Source organism: Flavobacterium sp., from assembly GCF_027484945.1.
Classification (GTDB): domain Bacteria; phylum Bacteroidota; class Bacteroidia; order Flavobacteriales; family Flavobacteriaceae; genus Flavobacterium.
The window spans coordinates 18,028-39,278 of sequence record NZ_JAIXRZ010000062.1 but is presented as its reverse complement, the minus strand read 5'-3'; the positions used below and the strand labels follow the sequence as shown (position 1 = coordinate 39,278).

At 32.4% G+C, this 21,251-nt stretch carries 19 protein-coding genes and 1 pseudogene; 12 read left to right on the top strand and 8 right to left on the bottom strand.

The genetic code is table 11. The features are described from left to right. Positions 1–296: 296 nt before the first annotated feature. The 3 genes from Q0039_RS08680 to Q0039_RS08670 all read right to left on the bottom strand — a co-directional run bounded on the left by Q0039_RS08680 (position 297) and on the right by Q0039_RS08670 (position 1,424). A complete protein-coding gene (locus Q0039_RS08680; RefSeq protein ID WP_297511711.1) occupies positions 297–536 on the bottom strand; it encodes a hypothetical protein in 240 nt (79 codons plus the stop codon). 123 nt (positions 537–659) lie between these two features. Further along, positions 660–1,082 carry a hypothetical protein gene (locus tag Q0039_RS08675; protein WP_297511709.1) on the bottom strand — a complete coding sequence of 141 codons (423 nt, stop codon included), beginning with the start codon at positions 1,080–1,082 and terminating at the stop codon, positions 660–662. Between the two features lie 42 nt (positions 1,083–1,124). After that, positions 1,125–1,424, bottom strand: a complete 300-nt coding sequence (locus Q0039_RS08670) for a hypothetical protein (RefSeq protein ID WP_297511707.1) — start codon at positions 1,422–1,424, stop codon at positions 1,125–1,127. Between the two features lie 251 nt (positions 1,425–1,675). Between Q0039_RS08670 and Q0039_RS08665 the strand changes: the two genes are divergently transcribed. The 7 genes from Q0039_RS08665 to Q0039_RS08635 all read left to right on the top strand — a co-directional run bounded on the left by Q0039_RS08665 (position 1,676) and on the right by Q0039_RS08635 (position 10,321). Beyond that, the gene (locus Q0039_RS08665) at positions 1,676–2,203 is read left to right on the top strand and encodes a hypothetical protein (protein ID WP_297511705.1); all 528 of its coding nucleotides are present in this window, start codon (positions 1,676–1,678) and stop codon (positions 2,201–2,203) included. A 78-nt stretch (positions 2,204–2,281) separates the two neighbouring features. After that, the gene (locus Q0039_RS08660) at positions 2,282–3,985 is read left to right on the top strand and encodes a class I SAM-dependent DNA methyltransferase (RefSeq protein ID WP_297511703.1); all 1,704 of its coding nucleotides are present in this window, start codon (positions 2,282–2,284) and stop codon (positions 3,983–3,985) included. Continuing rightward, positions 3,985–4,908, top strand: coding sequence for a DUF5655 domain-containing protein (locus Q0039_RS08655; protein WP_297511701.1), 924 nt, complete (start codon positions 3,985–3,987; stop codon positions 4,906–4,908). The genes Q0039_RS08660 and Q0039_RS08655 overlap by 1 nt, the downstream gene beginning before the upstream one ends. Further along, positions 4,908–6,227 (top strand): restriction endonuclease subunit S, encoded by a 1,320-nt coding sequence (locus Q0039_RS08650; RefSeq protein WP_297511699.1) that lies wholly within the window; start codon positions 4,908–4,910, stop codon positions 6,225–6,227. The genes Q0039_RS08655 and Q0039_RS08650 overlap by 1 nt, the downstream gene beginning before the upstream one ends. A gap of 15 nt (positions 6,228–6,242) precedes the next feature. Next, the gene (locus Q0039_RS08645) at positions 6,243–6,692 is read left to right on the top strand and encodes a hypothetical protein (protein ID WP_297511697.1); all 450 of its coding nucleotides are present in this window, start codon (positions 6,243–6,245) and stop codon (positions 6,690–6,692) included. Between the two features lie 16 nt (positions 6,693–6,708). Then, complete coding sequence (locus tag Q0039_RS08640) at positions 6,709–9,657, top strand: DEAD/DEAH box helicase family protein (RefSeq protein WP_297511695.1); 2,949 nt, start codon at positions 6,709–6,711, stop codon at positions 9,655–9,657. A gap of 1 nt (position 9,658) precedes the next feature. Then, positions 9,659–10,321, top strand: coding sequence for a hypothetical protein (locus tag Q0039_RS08635; protein WP_297511693.1), 663 nt, complete (start codon positions 9,659–9,661; stop codon positions 10,319–10,321). A gap of 324 nt (positions 10,322–10,645) precedes the next feature. Here the strand turns inward: Q0039_RS08635 and Q0039_RS08630 are convergent. The 4 genes and pseudogenes from Q0039_RS08630 to Q0039_RS08615 form a co-directional block, all read right to left on the bottom strand. Then, positions 10,646–11,242 (bottom strand): annotated as a pseudogene (locus Q0039_RS08630) (magnesium chelatase domain-containing protein); the annotation flags it as partial. Between the two features lie 175 nt (positions 11,243–11,417). Then, the gene (locus tag Q0039_RS08625) at positions 11,418–13,415 is read right to left on the bottom strand and encodes a cytochrome c biogenesis protein CcdA (RefSeq protein ID WP_297511691.1); all 1,998 of its coding nucleotides are present in this window, start codon (positions 13,413–13,415) and stop codon (positions 11,418–11,420) included. Beyond that, the gene (gene tilS / locus Q0039_RS08620) at positions 13,412–14,719 is read right to left on the bottom strand and encodes a tRNA lysidine(34) synthetase TilS (protein WP_297511689.1); all 1,308 of its coding nucleotides are present in this window, start codon (positions 14,717–14,719) and stop codon (positions 13,412–13,414) included. The genes Q0039_RS08625 and tilS overlap by 4 nt, the downstream gene beginning before the upstream one ends. Before the next feature lie 16 nt (positions 14,720–14,735). Continuing rightward, positions 14,736–16,028 (bottom strand): anthranilate synthase component I family protein, encoded by a 1,293-nt coding sequence (locus Q0039_RS08615; RefSeq protein ID WP_297511686.1) that lies wholly within the window; start codon positions 16,026–16,028, stop codon positions 14,736–14,738. 204 nt (positions 16,029–16,232) lie between these two features. Here Q0039_RS08615 and Q0039_RS08610 point away from each other — a divergent pair, with 204 nt between their 5' ends. The 5 genes from Q0039_RS08610 to Q0039_RS08590 all read left to right on the top strand — a co-directional run bounded on the left by Q0039_RS08610 (position 16,233) and on the right by Q0039_RS08590 (position 19,774). Next, complete coding sequence (locus tag Q0039_RS08610; protein WP_297511685.1) at positions 16,233–16,613, top strand: DoxX family membrane protein; 381 nt, start codon at positions 16,233–16,235, stop codon at positions 16,611–16,613. Next, on the top strand, positions 16,610–17,491 hold the full coding sequence (locus tag Q0039_RS08605) for a tetratricopeptide repeat protein (RefSeq protein WP_297511683.1): 882 nt from the start codon (positions 16,610–16,612) through the stop codon (positions 17,489–17,491). The genes Q0039_RS08610 and Q0039_RS08605 overlap by 4 nt, the downstream gene beginning before the upstream one ends. A gap of 201 nt (positions 17,492–17,692) precedes the next feature. Beyond that, on the top strand, positions 17,693–18,238 hold the full coding sequence (locus Q0039_RS08600; protein WP_297511681.1) for a heme NO-binding domain-containing protein: 546 nt from the start codon (positions 17,693–17,695) through the stop codon (positions 18,236–18,238). Positions 18,239–18,255: 17 nt separating this feature from the next. Next, positions 18,256–19,377, top strand: a complete 1,122-nt coding sequence (locus Q0039_RS08595; RefSeq protein ID WP_297511679.1) for an ATP-binding protein — start codon at positions 18,256–18,258, stop codon at positions 19,375–19,377. Between the two features lies 1 nt (position 19,378). Continuing rightward, positions 19,379–19,774 carry a response regulator gene (locus Q0039_RS08590; protein WP_297511678.1) on the top strand — a complete coding sequence of 132 codons (396 nt, stop codon included), beginning with the start codon at positions 19,379–19,381 and terminating at the stop codon, positions 19,772–19,774. A 56-nt stretch (positions 19,775–19,830) separates the two neighbouring features. Here the strand turns inward: Q0039_RS08590 and lpdA are convergent, their stop codons facing one another. After that, positions 19,831–21,234, bottom strand: coding sequence for a dihydrolipoyl dehydrogenase (lpdA, locus tag Q0039_RS08585; RefSeq protein ID WP_297511676.1), 1,404 nt, complete (start codon positions 21,232–21,234; stop codon positions 19,831–19,833). Positions 21,235–21,251 lie beyond the last annotated feature (17 nt).

Below are 21,251 nucleotides of genomic sequence, written 5' to 3'. Positions count from 1 at the left end.
AAACAAATACTGAATATAAATACCCTTTGTATATACGATTTACCTGTTCGTATTCAAATAAATGATGAACTATTAAAATAAAACAAAAACTGAATAACAAAAACAAAATAAATACAAATTTTGTTTTTGACATTAATTCATCTTGATTTTTCGGTTTCCAAAAAAGTTTTACTAAACCTTTGATACACAAATACAATATGTATAAAAAAAATAATGTGTATAAAAATGACTTTAAATTTTTATTCATTATAACTAAATTATTTTAAGACCTATAACAAAAGTATAAGTTATAAAAATTAATCAGGTTGATATTTCATAGGGTAATCAGGTTCATCTTCGGAGGAACAACCACACTTTTCACTAAGAAAACCAATAACCATAATAATAATTAACACAATTAGTATTCTAGTAAATTTTTCCATAAAACTTGAACTTCCATTTTTATTTTCTTCTCTTGATGAAAAAAATACTGAAATTAAAGTAAAAACAAAAGAGAGTCCAACTAAAAATAAAACAGAAAATAAAAAATAACCCATTTATAAATCGTATTAATTTAACATACAAACTAAAATTAACTTCAAAATTAAAAAAATCACAATAGAATTATAAGTTTTCTGTTATAAAATTAATTATAACTAATTATATAACAACTCCAATTCTTATTTATTATTTCTAATAAAATCACCACTACATATATTTTGAAGTATCATATTTGGTTTTCCATTTCCAATCATAAACCAAGATGAATTTTTAACCTTACTTATAAATTCATTATTATCTTCAACAATTTCTAAATTCATTATTTCTTCTTCATTCAAATCCCACACATTATCGGTTGTTTGGAATTTCTTGTCTTTAATTTTAACCATACCCATACAATCCAATCTATAAAAATCAGTTAAGGAATTAATTTTATCAACTGAATAATAGAATGGTCTTTTATTCATTTCCGAATAAAATTCAGAAAGAAGTGTTGGTTTTAAGTAAATCTCTCTTTTTTCAGGATTTGAGACAAATAATTTTAATAAGGTTTCTCTAAAATCCTCAATTGTTTCAACTTTTTTTAATTCTTGTAATTTCATAATTTCTATTTTTTTTTAATTTACAAACTTAATAATATAATTTTATTTTAACTCTTCCCACTGATTTATGAAAATATCTTGAAAACCTAAAATATTCAAACCTTGAACCTTTACCCAACATCTATAATGTGGTTTAGTTAATTTTCCCATAAAATGATGATGTATTAAAATGGTCTGTAATTCTACTTTATTAAATTTTTTAATTTTATAAACCTTTTCTAAAACATCAATATCAATATTTCTATTAAGTTTCCCAAAATTATAATCACTTAATTTTTTTAATGTTTTAATTGAAATTTTTTTAATCTCACTTTGTCCGTTCGTCAATAATTTTACTTCCATACTTTAATTTTTTTAGTTAATAATTTTATATGTGAAATGAATAGGTGAAATAAAATTCATAGTCAAGGGGAGTAATCAAAAAAAAATGAAGTTTTTTTCAAAAAAAACAACAATCCCTTTATTTACAATACTTCCCGGACGAAAAAAAAATCAAAATAAATTTACTTTTTTTCTAATTGGACTATTTATATGTAGTCGGGGACATCACTTGATAAGAATATCCCCATCTATAAACATAGTAATCAATAAATATGGGAAGGAATAAAAAGATAAAAACAATTGAAGAAGAAGTCAAATACAAAGAAAGAAGAAAACATCAGAACAGAACCAACCAAAGAAACTACCGGTTGAGAAAAAAACTTGAAAACGAATTAAATAAAACTCCATCATATATCAAGAATGATTTATATAAAACATCATTAAAACACTTCCTAAAAGAACAGGAATATAACTACTTCATAACATTAACAACAAGAGAAATACTAACAAAAAGACATATCAATAAACTGACTGAACGATTTATTAATAGATTAAAGAGTGTTGTAGATGTTGAAAGAGTATTTTATGTTATAGAGAAAAAAGACAGACCACACATACATATCTTACTCAAAACATCAACCAACTATTCTGACCTCACTAAATCCGTTGATTTACTATGGGACGAAGGTTTTGTATATTCAGTAAAGATATATTCTAAAACAGACGATTATACCCTTGAAAACTATATTATTAAGGAAGTATATTATAATTCGCGGGAGATAAATTGGTGGATTTTGTAGTTAGAAATAATCTTACATAATTTAACTCTGGGATATTAGATTTTTTATGTATATTTTTGTTTCATTAAAATATTAAAAATGAAACACCAAGAAGTATCTTCTCTTATATGGAACATCTGTGATGATGTATTAAGAGGTTTATTCAAACCTCACGAATATGGAGATGTAATAATTCCATTTATAGTATTACGAAGATTAGATTGTATTATTGAACCCCACAAGGAGGAAGTAATATCACTATACCAACAACTTAAAAATGATATTGATGATATCTCACCCATCATCAAGAAGAAAACAGGATTGGTGTTCTTTAATCATTCAAATTATGATTTGAACAGATTAAAGGGGGACACATCAGGTCTTAAAATTAACTTTAATAATTACATCAACGGATATTCACAAAATGTCTTTGAAATTTTGGAAAACTTCCAATTGGATAAACCGGTTGAAAAACTATTAAAAAATAACAAACTCTATATTTTAATTGATAAACTATCGGAAGTTGATTTTCACCCGAACGTGGTAGATAATCATACGATGGGGATGATATTTGAGGAATTATTACGTAAATTCTCTGAGATGAGTAATGAAACATCAGGGGAACATTACACCCCGAGAGATATTATATCATTACTTGTTTCTTTGGTTATGTCCGGAAGTAAAGACAATCTAAAAGGTGATGGACTTATCCGTTCCATTTTTGATTGTTGTTGTGGGACAGGTGGTATATTAACACTTGGGAAAAGATGGGTTGAAGAAAATATGTCAGATAAGGTTATAATAAATCTATTCGGTCAGGAACTTAACCCCCAAACATACTCAATCTGTAAATCTGACTTTTTGATTACAGGAGAGAACCCGGACAATATTAAATTGGGGTCTTCATTATCCGATGATAAATTTATTGATAAAAAGTTTGATTATCAAATTACGAACCCCCCATTCGGTGTTTCGTGGAAGTCGGAAGAAGATTTTGTAAAAACTGAAAGTCAAAATCCAAATGGTAGATTTTCGGTGGGAACACCAAGAAGTTCTGATGGTTCTTTGTTATTCCTTCAACATCTAATCTCAAAGTTCAAGGACAATAATTCCCGTATTGGTATTGTATTTAATGGTTCCCCTCTTTTTAGTGGTGATAGTGGTTCCGGTGAGAGTGAAATAAGAAGATGGATTATTGAAAATGACTGGTTAGAATGTATCGTTCAACTTCCCGACCAACTTTTCTTCAACACAGGTATTACAACCTACCTATGGATTTTAGGTAAGAAAAAATCAAAAGAGAGACGAGGTAAAATTCAACTCATAGATGGTTCAAACTATTTTAGACCACTCAAAAAATCTTTGGGGAACAAGAGAAAAGAAATATCAGAACAGGGAAGAAATTACATCCTTAAAGTATATGAGGACTTCAAAGAAAATGAAATCTCCAAAATTTATTCCAACGAGTATTTTGGATACAAAAAACTTACCATAGAACAACCTTTGGTTCAAGATGGTAAAGTGGTTATGGATAAAAAAGGAAATCTTAAACCTGATGGTTCATTAAGAGATACTGAAAGAATACCACTTGATGTTGATATTGATGATTATTTTGAAAAAGAGGTTAAACCACATCTTCCAAATTCTTGGGTGGATAAGGACAAAACACAGGTGGGTTATGAAATTAACTTTACCAAATACTTCTACAAATACACTCCACTCCGTTCGTTTCAGGATGTGTTAAAAGATTTATTGGAGTTGGAAAAAGAGAGTGATGGTTTAATGAATGAATTGGTTAAATAATGAAACTATACTCCATACAAGACAAGACAAAATTAAAACCTGTTTCCAACATCAAATTTGATTTGGAAAAGGAAATACAAGTTCTGTTTGAAAAGAACTTGGAAGAATTATTTAATCTACAATTTGTTAAATCGGAGTTCTCTATAAAGAGTTTCCGTATTGATACTCTTGGATACGATAGTGAAAACAAATCTTTCGTTATTATTGAATACAAAAAAGACCGGAACTTTTCAGTCATAGACCAAGGATATACCTATATGTCTTTAATGTTAAACAATAAATCTGACTTCATACTTGAATATAATGAAAATTGTGGAGGGTTATTAAAACGAGATGATATTGATTGGACACAATCAAAGGTCATATTTGTATCACCACACTTTACCGAATACCAAAAACACTCCATTAACTTTAAGGATGTTCCATTTGAATTGTGGGAAGTTAAGAAGTATGAAAACAATATGATTGGATTGGTTCAACACAAGACGACATCGGACGAAAGTATTTCAACTATATCAGACGATAAATCAAATGTTGTTAATCAAGTATCAAAAGAGGTTAAAGTTTATACCGAAGAATACCATTTCAAGAAAAATGTTAGACGGGATGAAAAAGTTGTGGATTTATACAACGAACTTAAAGATAGAATATTAAATCTTGGAGAGGTTGAAATAATACCACGAAAAGAATACATAGGATTTAGAAAGAAAAGACCATTCTGTGATGTTGTATTTTACACAGACCATTTGAGAATATTGGTTAATTTGAAGAAAGGACAATTAGACGACCCCAAGAATTTAACAAAAGATATGAGTAGTCAAGGACACTGGGGTAATGGTGATTATGAATTAAGATTAAGTCCAAATGATGAGTTGGATTATGTTATGTTTTTAATAACCCAATCTTATAAAAAACAGGACTGATGGAACAATATAATTCATATAAACCTTCCGGTGTGGAATGGATTGGAGATATTCCTGAAAATTGGGATTTAATTAAACTTAAATACATCTCAAATTTATATAATGGGAGTAGTTTGAACGATAATCAAAAAGAATTATTTGATAGTTCAAATATAGATGATATACCATATGTCTCCACCAAAGATATTGATTATAACTCACAGAGTATAGAATATGATAATGGATTAAGAATACCAAAATCAAACACCTCTTTTAAGTTGGGTAAAAAAGGTTCGTTTCTCATATGTATTGAAGGTGGTAGTTCAGGAAAAAAAATGGGGTATTTAGAACAAGATGTATATTTTGTAAATAAACTATGTTGTTTTGAACCTAAAACAAATAGTAAATTTCAATATTACTATATTCAAACACCTCTTTTTCAATTACAATTTCACTCATCATTAAGTGGTTTGATTGGTGGGGTATCAATTTCTTTAATTAGGAATTTCAATACTATACTTCCCCCAATCCAAGAACAAGAACAAATCGTTAATTACCTTGACGAGAAAACCACCATTATTGACAAACTCATTTCAACCAAACAAAGAAAGGTAGAACTATTAAAAGAACAAAGAACCACACTTATCAATCAAGTAATCACCAAAGGACTAAACCCTAATGTGAAGATGAAAGATAGTGGTGTGGAATGGATTGGAGAAATACCCGAGATTTGGAATAATACCACTTTACGATATTACGTGAATAAAGTTGGTTCAGGAATTACCCCAAGAGGTGGAAGTGAGGTTTATGTTGATGAAGGGGTTATTTTCATAAGAAGTCAAAACGTCCATTTTAATGGACTTAGATTGGATGATGTTAGTAGAATAACTAATGAAACTCATATAGGAATGAGTGGTAGTAAAGTCATTTTTAATGATTTATTACTTAACATAACAGGTGGTTCTATTGGGAGATGTTGTGTTGTATTAAATGAAGATGAAATGAATGTAAATCAACACGTATGTATTATTAGAACAAAAAAGGAGAAACTTTCCCCGTTTTTCTTGAATTATATTCTTCAATCAAAAGTAGGACAAACACAAGTTGATTATTTCCAAACAGGAGGTAATAGAGAAGGATTGACGGGGGAAAATATTAAAAACTTCAAAATATCATTTCCAAACATTCAAGAACAACAAGAAATCGTTGATTATTTGGATACACATACCAAAGAAATTGATGATTTGGTTTCGATGGAACAAAAGAAAATAGAGTTATTAAAAGAATACCGACAATCTCTTATTTCTGAGGTAATCACCGGTAAAATAAAGGTTGTTTAATATTATTTTTAATATATGTATAAAATCAATTTATTATACGAAGTTATTAACCCAAAATATACTAGAAAAGAAACAACACATCGTTTCACAGGTGAAAAAATTATTATTCATAGTGGAAATGAATATTTTAAACCAAAAGTGGAACTAATAGATTTTTTAAATAATGAGTTGTCCCAATTAGTAAAAACTGAAAAACAAAAAGAAACCTTAGAAAAATTCTTTACAGAAAGATATTTCATTCTCTGTTATTCATTACCATACAAAGGTTCAGAATATGGTTCTTGGACTATTTTAAAAGGTAAAGATGATAGTATTTTATCATATCGTTTCTCTATATCAGGAATGATGGAAGATATGAAACCTAATTATGAAATATTCATTATAAAAGTAAATGGTGAGGTTGAAGAGTTTAACAAACCTATATTTGAGAATGAATTTATTGAATGTTTTAAAATCTACAAATAAATAACCTTAGTATATAATGAGTAAAAAACTATCAGAATATAGATTTGAGGAGTGGATAGAAAAATCCCTCAATAATCAAGGTTATACCTCAAAATTATACACCGAATATGATAAGGACTTATGTTTAATCATAGAGGATGTTATAGGTTTTATTAAAGACACCCAACCGGAAGAATACGACAAATTGTATTCCCAATTTGATAGTTCAACAGATAGTCATTTATGTAAAACCATAAACGACACAATCGGAAAAAGAGGTATTGTTGAAACTCTCCGAAAAGGTCTTTCTACTCGTGGTTGTTCTTTTGACTTGGTTTATTTTGAACCAAAAAGTGGAATGAACCAAGACCATATTGACCTACACCAAAAGAATAGATTTGTGGTGGTTCGTCAGTTATACTACTCCAACAGAAATAAAAACTCAATTGATATGGTTTTGTTCTTAAATGGTATTCCAATTATCATGATGGAACTAAAAAACCAACTTACCGGACAGAACATCAAAAACTCTGAATATCAATATAAACACGACAGAGACCCGAAGGAACCATTATTAAACTTCCAACGATGTTTCGTCCATTTTTGTATTGATAATGACCTGGTAAGTATGACTTCCCAATTAAAAGGTTCAAAAACAAAATTCTTACCATATAACAAAGGAATTTCAAATCCAATAGTTGATGGTGATTACAGAACCGAATTCCTGTGGAACGAAATATTGACCCCCAACTCACTATTAGACATTATCCAAAATTATTTAGTTGTTGTAGAAGAAAAAGATAGAGATTGGGACGATAAACAAGGAAAGGTGGTTGAAACCAAATTCAAGGTTTTAATTTTTCCAAGATTTCACCAATTGGAAGTGATAAGAAATCTTCAAAATACAATAAAAAAAGAAGGTGTCGGACACAACTACTTAATACAACATACAACCGGTTCAGGGAAGAGTTATAGTATCGGATGGTTGTCTCATACCTTAACCTCACTTTATCGTAATAAAGAGGATAAAAAGAGGTTATTTGATACTATCATCGTTATTACGGACAGAAAGGTTTTAGACAAACAATTACAAAAGACATTAAAGGACTTACAACAAACAGACGGAGTTGTTAATCCGGTAGATATAAATTCATCCCAATTAAAAGAGTATTTGGAAAAAGGTAAAGATATTATTATTACCACAATCCAAAAATTCCCGGTCATATCTGAGACAATTTCAAAACTTAAAGGAAATACTTTTGGTGTAATTGTAGATGAAGTCCATTCTTCTCAAAGTGGGGAAAGTTCCAAACATCTAAAAAAATCTTTATCCAAAGAGATTGACGATGACGAAGATACTGATTATACTTATGAAGATTTAATCCGTGAGGAGATAGAAAGTAGAGGAAAACAAAATCATATTAGTTTTTTTGGTTTTACAGGAACACCAAAAAACAAAACCCTTGAACTTTTTGGAAGAAAAACACCGGAAGGAACATTTGTCCCATTCCATTCTTATACGATGAAACAATCTATTCACGAGGGTTTCACATTAGATGTATTAAGTAATTATACGACATATAAAAGATACTTCAAAGTTCTACAAAAAGAAGGAAAAGAAGATATAGAACTTCCGGAAGGAAAGGTTAAAAGGGAGTTGGTGAATTATGTAGATAATCACCCCGAAGTAATACGACAAAAAGTTTCTATCATTTTGGAACACTTTGTAAATAAAACATCAAAAGAATTGGAAGGAAAAGGAAGAAGTATGGTGGTTGTAAGTTCAAGAAAACTTTGTGTTTTATTTCAAGAGGAGATGGTGAAACAAATGAAACAAAAAAACCTTCCCTATTCTTGTTTAGTTGGTTTTAGTGGAACAATTTTTCATAACGGGATTGAGAATACCGAAGTATCATTAAACAACTCTAACGGAATGGTTGGAACTGATATTCCATCGTCTTTCAAAGACCCAAGATATAGAATTTTGATTGTTTCCAATAAATTCCAAACAGGGTTTGACGAACCTATGTTGTGTTCTATGTATGTAAATAAAAAATTAGGGGGAGTTCAGTGTGTCCAGACACTATCAAGACTAAACAGGACAAAATCAGGTAAGACAGAAACTTTTGTTTTGGACTTTGTAAATGAAACAGAGGACATTATAACCTCATTTCAACCATTCTATACCACCACAGAATTAACCGGTGAAACTGACCCTGATAAACTTTATGATTTGGAATACAAGGTTGAGACATTCCAATTATTCAATCAAAATAAAATAAACGATTTCTGTGAGGAGTTTTATAGAAAAACAGATACAGATGAGAAACTACATTCAATCGTTGATGAGGTGGTAGATAAATGGAGAAATTTGGATAGTGAGGAAATCAAAGAAGAGTTCAAATCTACTATTCAATCATTTATTCGTCTGTATTCATATATCTCTCAAATATCATCTTTCACAGAAATACGATGGGAGAAACTTTATATCTTTTTGAGGTTCCTAAACAAAAAACTACCAAAAAAAGAAGGGGAAAGATTATCCATCACCGATACTATTGATTTGAACTCATTACGAATACAATACGTAGGTAAAGAGAAATTATCGTTAGAGGATAAAAAAGGGGAATTAGACCCGATGTCCGATACAGGTTCTAAAAGTATTGGTGTGGAAGAAAAAGAACTATTATCTGAAATCATCAAAAGAATAAATGAGGTGTTTGGTATGGATTTAAAAGATGGGGATAAATTGTGTCTTCAAGATGTTGGAACCAAGTTATTTAAAAATAATGAATTAGATGTTATTGTGAGGGGGAATAATTCTCACGATGATAAAAAAGAATATTTCAAAGAAATATTTGGTGATTATATCGGTGATTACTATTCTGACAGAATGGATTTTTATAAGAAAGTCAATAATCCAAAAGTCCTACCGATGTTGATTGATGTGATGTTTAATGATTATTTGAAACAAAAAGGATTATAAAATGTTAAGTCATTATTATTCAAAATTAGAAAATAAGATAAATGAAGTAATTGAACTATGTGAAAGTCCAATTGAAAAACAATTTTTATTAAAAATTATTGAGTATGTTTTAATAAATTCTGTTAATGATATGTCAGTTTTTAGTCAAAATTATAAATTAACATTTAGTTATGATAAATTAAATAATAAAGGTGATTTTCTTTTTGATGATGAAGGTAATTATCAAAGTGATAATGATTTTAATAGTTCTTTTAAGTATAGATTTGAAAAAAAATACTTAATAATATACTATTCAGGATTTGGATTTAATAAATACACTAAATTTATTAAAATAAAACCTCAACATAAAGTTCATTATTTAGAACAAGAAGATACAACCAAAAAAAAACATTTCATCTTAGATTTTGGAATATTTTTATTTAATAAAACTAAGTTAGTTAGAACTTTCTGTATTGAATGTGATGGTTATGAATTTCATTCTACAAAAGAACATCTAACAAAGGATAATAAGAGGTCTAGAAAATTATTAGAAAAGGAAAATGATTTTACTACCATTCGTTTTATTGGAAGAGAAATAAATGAAATGGGTGATGAAGTAATTTTAGAATTATTAAATGTCTTGTTTCAAGAAAAAAAAGGTAATCCCTTAAAGAATTTAATTTAACAATCACATTCACTTATTATAAAAAATAACCATTATCACGTTTTATATCTAAACCCTCTTCGTGTTTAGAATTTAAACTCTTAATGAACTTCTTATTTTCCATCAAATCAAGTATTTTTTTTTACACTTTCAAGTAAATCTTCTTTTAATTAAAAATCAGGAATTTCAATCAGGAAGACCATATTTGACCTTATCTTTTTCATATTCTACTTTTATTATAAATATAGAATATTTTATTACTAAAACAAGACATAAATAAGACACTTCTAATATATAATGTTATTAAGTATTTGTTTTACAATACTTTATAATTTGATTTTAGTTCCCTTTGACATCAGCAAAATCAAAATCAGGAAAATCTTGTGCTTTAAAAAAAGCATCGCGCGATTCGACTTTAACGGGATTCAATTCTAATTTTCCAGAAAAAAAATCGATGACCTGCATCACATTTTCTACTCCATAAACATCCAATTCGTCTACAATTGCTGCTTCTTGTGCATTTTGAAGTGGCAGGATAATTCCTTTAAATCCCTCTTCTTGGGCTTTTATGGCAATAGGTAAAGCACCTCGAATCGGTTGAAGGCTTCCATCTAACGATAATTCACCCATAATGATATAGCGATCGACATCGGCTGTTTGTAGCTGACTACTGGCCACTAAAATTCCTATTGCTAGCGTTAAATCATAGGCCGAACCCTCCTTTCGTAAATCGGCAGGCGCCATATTGATTGTGATTTTTTTAACGGGTAATTCAAATCCGTTATTTTTTAATGCAGCTGCAATTCGATAACTACTTTCTTTAATCGCGTTGTCGGGTAATCCAACAAGGTGGTATCCAACGCCTTTATCGACGTTAACTTCTACGGTAATCGTAGTGGCTTCTACGCCAAAGACGGCGCTTCCATAAACTTTTACTAACATGGCATGTACTTTATTAAGGCTTATAAATAATATTGAATTACGAAGATACGAAATTGATTTGAAATTCGATAGAACTGAGCCTACTTAACGCAGTAAGGTGAACAGCGTTTTACTATCAAAATTACTTATAAATTCGTCAAACTTTTGGTTGCAGACTTAGACTTGGGAATTATTATCATTTAAAAGAATTAATTCCTTCTTGCAGCCATTTTTTATATTCATTGACATCTGGTGTATACCCTATTGGCTTACTTAAGTCTTTGCCATCAGGAGTTTGAATCACATATAAGGGTTGTGCATTATTTTGGTAACGGGTAATTTGAAAATCACTCCATTTATTACCAATAGTAATAATCTCTTTACCAGTGGTTTTAGAGATATATTGTTTCGATTGGGGTAAATCAATTTTTCGATCACAAATCAGTGAAATCAAGACCACCTTATTTTTTAACAAAGGTAAAATTTCTTCCGAGGGCCAAACATTTTCTTCCATCTTGCGGCAATTCACACAAGCATCCCCCGTGAAATCTAAAAACACAGGTTTATTCACACTTTTTGCATAGGCCAACCCCTTTTCATAATCATCAAAAGTTACAATACCTTGAGGTCCAATATGGGCTCCTTCCGGTAGTGTGGTTGTATCTTCTGAAACATTACCCGAAAATCCATTCGGACTTTCACTATAGTGCATCGGAGGTGGAAAACCAGAAATCAATTTTAAGGGTGCACCCCAAAGACCCGGGATTAAATATACCGTAAAAATAGCAACCAATAATCCCATAAATAAACGTCCAACGGACAAATGAGTAACGGGACTATCATGCGGTAAGGTAAGCTTTCCAAATAAATATATGGCCCAAGCACCAAAAATGATGATCCAAACGGCTAAAAATAATTCCCGTTCAAAATAGTGCTTTTGTAAAACTAAGTCGGCATTGGATAAAAATTTAAACGCTAAGGCCAATTCTAAAAATCCTAACGAAACTTTTACGGTATTTAACCATCCGCCCGATTTTGGTAAAGCATTCATCCAACTTGGGAATAAAGCAAACAACATAAATGGAAGGGCTAATGCTAATGAAAATCCAAACATCCCAATCAATGGAGCTATTCCTCCTTTGGATGCAGAAATTACTAATAAATTTCCAACGATAGGTCCGGTGCAAGAAAACGAAACTATTGCCAATGCCAATGCCATAAATAAAATCCCAATAAAACCGCCACGATCGGCTTGACGGTCGACTTTATTTGCCCACGAATTGGGTAATACAATTTCAAATGCACCTAAAAACGAGGCCGCAAAAAAGACCAGTAACGCAAAGAAAATTAAGTTAAACCACACATTCGTAGAAAGCGAATTTAGCGCATCGGCACCAAAAATAGCGGTAACAATTGAACCTAAAAGGATATAAATCACAATTATAGAAATCCCATAAAGTATAGCATTACGTTTTCCTTGGGCTGGAGTTTTACTCTGCTTCGTAAAGAAACTAACCGTCATCGGAACCATAGGAAACACACATGGGGTGAATAAAGCCGCTAACCCACCCAAAAACGATAAAAAGAAAATGGACCAAATACTTTTATCCTCTACCGGCTTTTTAGCTTCTTTTGGTTCAGCTGGAATATTTTTCACCGATTTTTGAGTAGTGGTTATTGCTGAATCTACGGCTAAAGCAGTAGTATCCGCTGGAGTTTGAGTCTCTGTGACTGCAATAGACGAAATTTCAGGTAACGCAAAGGTAAAATCTTTCGAATCATTGATACATTGCTCCTTACACACTTGGTATTCCAAATTGAGCTTTATCGCTTGCAACTTTGGATTGGTGATTTTCACTTTTTGGGTAACGACAACTTTATGTTCAAACAAGTATTCATTGACTTCAAAAATAGGGCTGTATACTTTTTTATACGGACTTTCTTTGGCAATTCCGATCAATTCAAAATTGCCTTTAGCCCCTTTAAACGTTAGTAGCATGGGCAACGAACCCCCGTCTGGAGTGAATTGAGAATATACGTGCCAGCCGTCTTCAATTGTACCACTGACAATGAGATTAAATTCGGTTTCAGAAAGTTGTTCGGTTTTTGAAGTCCATTTAACTGGATTTTTGATTTGACCGAATGTTGTAACCGTACTTAAAACAGTTAAAACTGTAAAAAAAATAGATCTCATTCTGAATAGGTAATTTTGAGTTTATTAATGGTATTATTGGTAATCTTGAATCGGTCATCAGTGCGTTTGCCAACAACCCAAACAATTGTATTTTCGGAGCACAATAACCATTGCCGCTCTTTATCAATCAAACTAAATTTCTCGTCTTTAAAATATTTGCTCAATTTCTTCATACCCTTCAATCCAAAAGGCTTAAAAACATCTCCTTCCTCCCACCTTCGTAAAACTAAGGGATATTGTAATAAATCAGCATCGACAAAGATAGTATTTGCATCGGTTATTGAAAGGTCACTTTGGTTACAAAAAGCTAATTTTATAGGAAAATCAATTGCAGTGGTAGTTTTTTCAATTAAAACCGGTGGATACGAAATCGTTTGGCGCGCATGTAAAATTAAATGTGTGCGGTTTTTTAATAACGTAAAATCAGGAGAAAAAATTTGTTTTCCTGTTGCAGCTTCCGTTAAACGATACACATCGTCCCACGCTGTAAATCCGTACTTTTTCAACCAATAATACAATACTGCACGGGGAGCTGGTAACGCATTTAACAGATTTAAATCCAAATGAAATTCTTGCCCATGTTGCCGTACTGCTTTTTCTAAAAACGCATCGATTGCCCAATTGACCATGTTCTTGGTATCCTGAACATAATCCATTGTTTTTTGAAAATTTTCTAAAAATGAAGGATTCATAGCTTTTAATACTGGTAACACTTCATGCCGAATCCTATTGCGCTGGTAATAATTTTCACTATTACTCGAATCTTCACGCCAAGAAATCAAATGTTCCGCAGCATATTTTTCAATTTCATTACGCGAAAACGATAATAGAGGGCGCACCACAACACCATTTTGTATAGGTATACCCGCAAGACCTTCGATACCCGTGCCTCGCGTGAGATTAATCATAAATGTTTCGACTACATCATCGGCTTGATGTGCGGTTAAAACATAATCAAATCCTTCACGTACACGAAGGGTTTCAAACCAATCGTAACGCAGCTGACGTGCTGTCATTTGAATGGATAGGCCCATCGTTTTTGCAAATGCTGCTGTAGAAAATCGATTTAAAAAAAAAGGAATTTTATGAACTTGACAATAGTCTCTAACAAAGATTTCATCCGCATCACTTTCAACATCCCGCAAACTAAAATTGCAGTGTGCAACTGCCAGCGTACAATTCAATTCCTGGCATAAATGCAACAACACCATACTATCGATACCTCCACTGACTGCAATAATTAATTTTTTCGTTTCTAAAAACGGAAGGTGTTGACGAATATGATTTTGAAACGAATGCAGCATTTTCAAAGATACAGAATTAATGATCACCCAATACTTCACGCATCGCTTTTGCTTTAAGCAAACATTCTGCATATTCCTCGGCTGCATTTGCTTTAGCAGTAACTGCACTACCCACTGAAAAAGATAAATAGTGGTTGCGCGCATTATACAAAATACTGCGAATCACTACATTGAAATCAAAATCTCCTTCGGGTGTAAAATATCCAACAGCTCCACTGTAAACTCCGCGTTTTGTTGACTCCAACTCCTCTATGATTTGTATAGCAGAAATTTTGGGGGCACCCGTCATACTACCCATGGGAAAAGTTGATTTAATTATATCAACAGGAGCAATTGATGGATTTACTTCGGCAACAATTGTCGAAATCATTTGGTGGACTTGTTTAAAAGAATACACGGCACACAATTCTTCCACATGCACAGAATCTTTCGTTGCAGTTCGGGATAAATCATTTCGAACCAAATCCACAATCATAATATTCTCCGAACGTTCTTTAGCATTAACCTCCAAAGCTGCTTTTAATAGCGCATCGTATTGCATATCGTCACTGCGTTTTGCAGTTCCTTTGATCGGTTGAGAAATGATTTTATTTCCTTCTTTGCGCAAATAACGTTCAGGAGAGGCCGAAAGCAAATACTGGGAATCCTTTTTAAAAAAGACAGCAAAAGGAGGAGCTGAAAGCGCATTCAATTTTTGATAAACTACCCGAGGTTCGATAACTGCGGGTTGGGCAAAAAACTCCATACAAAAATTGGCCTCATAAATCGATCCGCGCTGAATATAATCTTGTAATTTTCCAAATCGAAGTTCGTACTCTGATGCTGTAATTCGTTGTTGTATCGCTAGTGGACTTACCTTAGCTTGCAATTCGATATCCATTTGAAGGACCGAAAGCCAATCAGATTCAAGTTCATCATCGCAGCAATACAAATACGAAACCGTTAGAATATTACCTTTACAGCAAAATATTTTCTTAGGTTGGAAAAAAAACAAATCGGGAAAGCCCAGACAATCCGCGTTTTGCGAATCTAATTTTTCGGTTGCATTCTTTAAATCATAGGTCAAATATCCTACTAGCCAATCGCGCGTTTGGGATTGGTACTGATGCAAATTATCAAAAGCCTGATGGTAATCGGTTTGTATCGAAGTAAACGCATCAACTGCCAATAACCAGTCAAACGAACTATAGGTTTGCGGATATTGATTGGAATCCAGTAAAACCACCTCACGAAACGATTGTGCCCATTGCAACAATTGCGCTTTGGATTTTTCGGGATTTTCGAGTAAATGTTCTTGATACGTTCGCATAGGGTCAAAAATACACTCTTTTTTTGGGATTAAAAATGCAACAACTCCTTTAAAACGGGATACTGTTTTTAAAAATATGTCATACGAAAAAAATAGTTGCAGTTTTTATTTAACCATTGCAAGGCATAAGCCCTATAAAACCAAAAATGAGTATTGAGATTATCTATTTTTTTATACTTTTGAAGAAACCAATTGCACTTAATTATGAAAATTACGGGAATTGTTATTCGTATGCTTTATGGAGGCTTAATGGTGTTTGCATCGATTGCCTACTTTTTTAATTTATCGAGTACGGAGGAGCCGAATAGAGCAATAGCAACATTGAATGCAGGGTTTATTGCCTCCAGCTACCTTTATCCATTGGTAAAAAGTTTAGAATTGATTTGTGGCCTATTTTTACTTAGCAATAAATTTCCCCGTTTAGTTCCCTTAGTGTTATTTCCAATAGCAATAAATATCTTTTTTATCCATCTTTGTATTGATCGCGCCAATCTTGCTATTGCCTTTTTTGTATTGGGCGCCAATCTATTTCTACTTTTTCAGCAGCGCGCGCATTACCGTGAATTGTTTTCATTTCAACCATGAAGAAACTAATTGCTCTTTTTTTTATAACAGTAATCCAAAATTTGTATTCACAGCAAACACCTTCTTTAGTGTTTGATAAGCATTATGCCGATTTAGTAAACCGGCATGTAGCCTTCCCTTCTTTAAAAACTAACGGTAGCTTTGTTGCTGCATATATTTATTTAGACCCCAAAGAAGGAATTTTTGCACATTACGAAAAAAGCTTTCACTTTGGACCCAACAATGAATTGATTTCAGATGGTATTGACACCAATGAATTGCATCGCATCCGATTAGGTAGAGCTTACAATTTTAAGTTGGCCGAACTCAACAATGAGCATTGTGCACTATTGAACCTTCCAATTCAACCCAATAGTGTAGCTTATTATCAATACACGTCCGAACAACGTCTTTTTTTAACGGGTAAATATCTAAATGATGATCGTGAATTTGAGCGCGCACAACCGTTTTTAGAACAATTGCACCAACAACAAGCACATTTCCCGGATCTCGAAATCCAATTAGCCTATTGTTACAATGGCCAACGCCGATATGACCTAACCATCGCATTACTTCCAAAAGCGATGGAACACAACCCAAACGAACCTTTGTTTTATAAAGAATTGGCCTTTGCGTTTTTAAATTCGGGGATGACTACAATGGCAGAGAAAACGTATCAGCAATGTTTAGAGCGAACACAAGATGCGAATTTAAAAAGTGAGATCGGCGCGAGTATGGCGTATTATTTTTACCTTCAAAAGAAGGAAGAACCATTTAAAACGTGGTGTAAAGTAGTCGCCGATAATGCATCTGCAGGCTCACAGTATTTTTTGCTTTTAGAGCAATTGGAGCGCAATTGGAACAATCGACCCACGCAAGAACTTCAAATAAAAAACTAGTTGCTTAACTCCTATTAATTTATAGTACACAACATAAATTGTTTCGCTGTCTAATTTTCAGACAATTACGCCAAATAGCAGTTTAACAATTTAACAAAAATCCTGCATTTTTTATATTTTAACATTTGTTTACTTAAATAATCATACTAAAATTAGGTTATTCGATTAATTTAATTTAATTTTAAGAAAAATCATTCAATTATGCATGGAGTTGTTAATCAAGCGATAGAAGGATTAATCATTGAACGTTTTGGAAATGACGCATGGGAAGAAATTCGAATTGCAGCAAACTGCCAAGATACCACCTTCTACAACAATCAAAACTATTCGGATAGTATTACCTATGATTTGGCGATCAACGCCTCGAAAATATTAAACATTGATCTAAACGATATTTTATTTGAATTTGGTAAATACTGGGTATTAACCATTGCCAAACAGAAGTATGAGGTTTTATTACGATCAGTTGGAAATGATTTACGGGAATTTTTAATTCAACTTCCGAATTTTCACAGTCGTGTAATGCTTTATTACCCAAATATTGTACCCCCAGAATTCAAAGTAAATCAACTGAATGAAACTACGATTCATTTAAATTATTATTCGAAACGACCTGGCTTATACCCTTTTGTTACAGGTATATTAGAAGGATTAAAAATCTTCTTTGACTCCGAATGTACGATTACAATGATCGAAATAGGAAACGAAGATGACTATCACAAAAATGTATTTGAAATTATTTTTTAAATCTTTTTGATTAGCATATGCAAACACTCAAAAAACTATTTCCATTTTTTTTACGTCTCGATCGTGATTTGTTGATCATTGAGCGCGGACCTAGTATGGAAAAATTATTGAGTGCGGAAGGTTCTTTTGAAACCTATTTCCGATTTATTCGACCAAATTTCGGGGTTACGTATTCGTTTGATTCGATTGTTGAATTTAGCAATCAAGTATTTATTATTGAATTAAAAAACAGTCCAAACACCCTTCGCTTTAAGGGACAATTTATTATTCATCATGAGTTGGATGATGAACTTTGGTTTTGTGGATCTCCATGGTTAATGGCCATGGAAAATATGAATGAAAACAACTTAGTCGTCACTGATTTTGCACTACACGATACCGCTATTGATACTATTTTGATGATGAATCAAAATCTATTATCAATGGAAGACTCTAACAAAATGATTGCAGATTTAAAGCAAAAAAATGAAACGTTGGAAAAAATCAACGAACGGTTGGATTCGATTATTTATGCAATAACACATGATTTTAGGGCACCCCTTTTAGCAAGTATTGGGTTACTTCAACTACCCGATTCATTAGTACATGAAAATCTTCCCGATGTTTTGCATACGCTAAAAAAATTAGACCGAACGATTATCCATTTAAACGAACTGACCAAGAATGACAAAATCGAACTAAAATTATCTAAAATTGATATAACAGCTTTGATTGAAGAGATCTATTCCAATTATCAAATTATTTATCAGTCCAATATTCCCTTAAATTTAACGATTATTGAAGATTCCCCTATGGTTTCAGATTCTTTTAGAATTCGCACAATCCTGAATAATTTAATTTCTAATGCAATTAAATATTCTAAACCAGAAAACAATTCATTTATTGCAATTAAAATCCATGTTAAGTCCGATGATTTAGTTATTGAAATTAGCGACAACGGAGAAGGAATTGACGAGAAAAACTTAAAAGACATCTTTAAATTATTTTACAGGGCTTCAGTAAAATCTCAAGGAAATGGTATCGGATTGTACGTTATAAAAGAAATGGTTCGATTTTTAAACGGAACCGTATCGGTTATTTCAAAAAAAGGAATTGGAACTACTTTTACCTTATCTTTGCCTAATCAGCAAATGGCTTAAAATGAAAAACACCAACTTTTTTGTTATTGACGACGACGATATTTTTTTACGTCTTGGGAAAATGTATTTGGATTTAGGTAAATGTACTTCCTCTATAGCGTTGTATAATGATGCAACAATTGCGCTAAAAAAATTAACAGGAATGCTTGAGCAAATTGATAAGAAAATTGTTGTCTTTTTAGATTTGAATATGCCTGTTCTTAATGGATTTGGATTTTTAGATCAAATTCAACAAAACCCAAAGGCATTTAATGAAAATGTTAGCATTTATATTATGACATCCTCTGCCAATTATGATGATATTGAGCGTGCTAAAAAATATCCTATCGTTAAAAATTATTTAAACAAACCCATGACAAAAGAAATGGTTGATACGATTTGTGATTCTGTCAATTAATTTTTTTAAAGGAATTAGCAATAAAAATCCCGCTAAAAGCGGGATTTTTTTTATGTTTACACATGTAGAGCTCGATTTTCGGTAGCAGCCAATGCCGCTTCTTTTATCGCCTCAGCAAAGGTTGGATGCGCATGTGACATTCGCGTTAAATCTTCTGCTGAAGCACGGAATTCCATCGCTATAACCGCTTCAGCTATAAGGTCGGCACAACGGGCACCAATCATGTGCATACCTAAAATCTCATCGGTTTTTGCATCGGCTAATACCTTTACAAAACCGTCTAAATCAGCGCTAGCGCGTGCGCGACCCAATGCTTTGAAAGGAAAACTTCCTGCTTTATAGGCAACTCCAGCTTCTTTCAATTGCTCTTCCGTTTTTCCTACACCAGCCACTTCAGGCCAGGTATATACCACACCTGGAATTAAATTATAGTCAATATGTGGACGTTGACCCGCCAAATATTCAGCCACCATTACTCCTTCTTCTTCTGCCTTGTGAGCCAACATTGCTCCTCGCACAACATCACCTATAGCATAGATATTAGCAGCGGTAGTTTGCAAATGATCATTGACTTCTACTTGACCACGTTCGGTAATTTTAACACCGGCCGCTTCTGCATTTAATCCATCTGTATAGGGACGACGACCCACTGCAACTAAACAGTAATCGCCCTCGAGTACCAATTCATTTCCTTTAGCATCATCTGCTTTAACCGTTACAGCCTTTCCTTTTCGGGTAACTTCTTTTACTTTATGCGAAGTGTAAAACTTCATGCCTTGCTTTTTCAAGACTTTAGTTAATTCTTTGGATAAACCTGCATCCATACTAGGAATAATTCGATCCAAATACTCTACAACAGAAACCTGAGCTCCCAATCGCAAATACACTTGTCCCAATTCGATACCGATAACTCCACCCCCAATAATTACTAAATGTTTTGGAATCTCGTTTAATTTCAATGCTTCAGTAGAAGTGATGATACGTTCTTTATCAATCGAAATAAACGGTAATGTTGCAGGTTTAGATCCTGTAGCGATTATTGTATACTTGGATTCCAATACAGAATTTGAACCATCTTTTTTTGCAACATTAATATGGGTTGCATCCACAAAAGAGCCCACACCTTCAAAAACGGTAATTTTATTTTTATCCATCAAGAATTTAATACCGCCACACGTTTGCTCGACTACTTGTTGTTTTCGTTCAATCATTTTTGCAAGATTAACCGAAATAGCACCACTTACTTCAATTCCATGATCAGCAAAATGTTGCAATTCTTCAAAATGATGGGAAGAAGCTAATAAAGCCTTCGAGGGAATACAACCTACATTTAAACAAGTCCCTCCTAAGGTGCTGTATTTTTCAATAATTGCGGTTTTAAAACCTAACTGTGCACATCGGATTGCCGCCACATATCCTCCAGGACCGGATCCAATTATAGTAACATCAAACTGACTCATATCGTTCTAATTTTCTA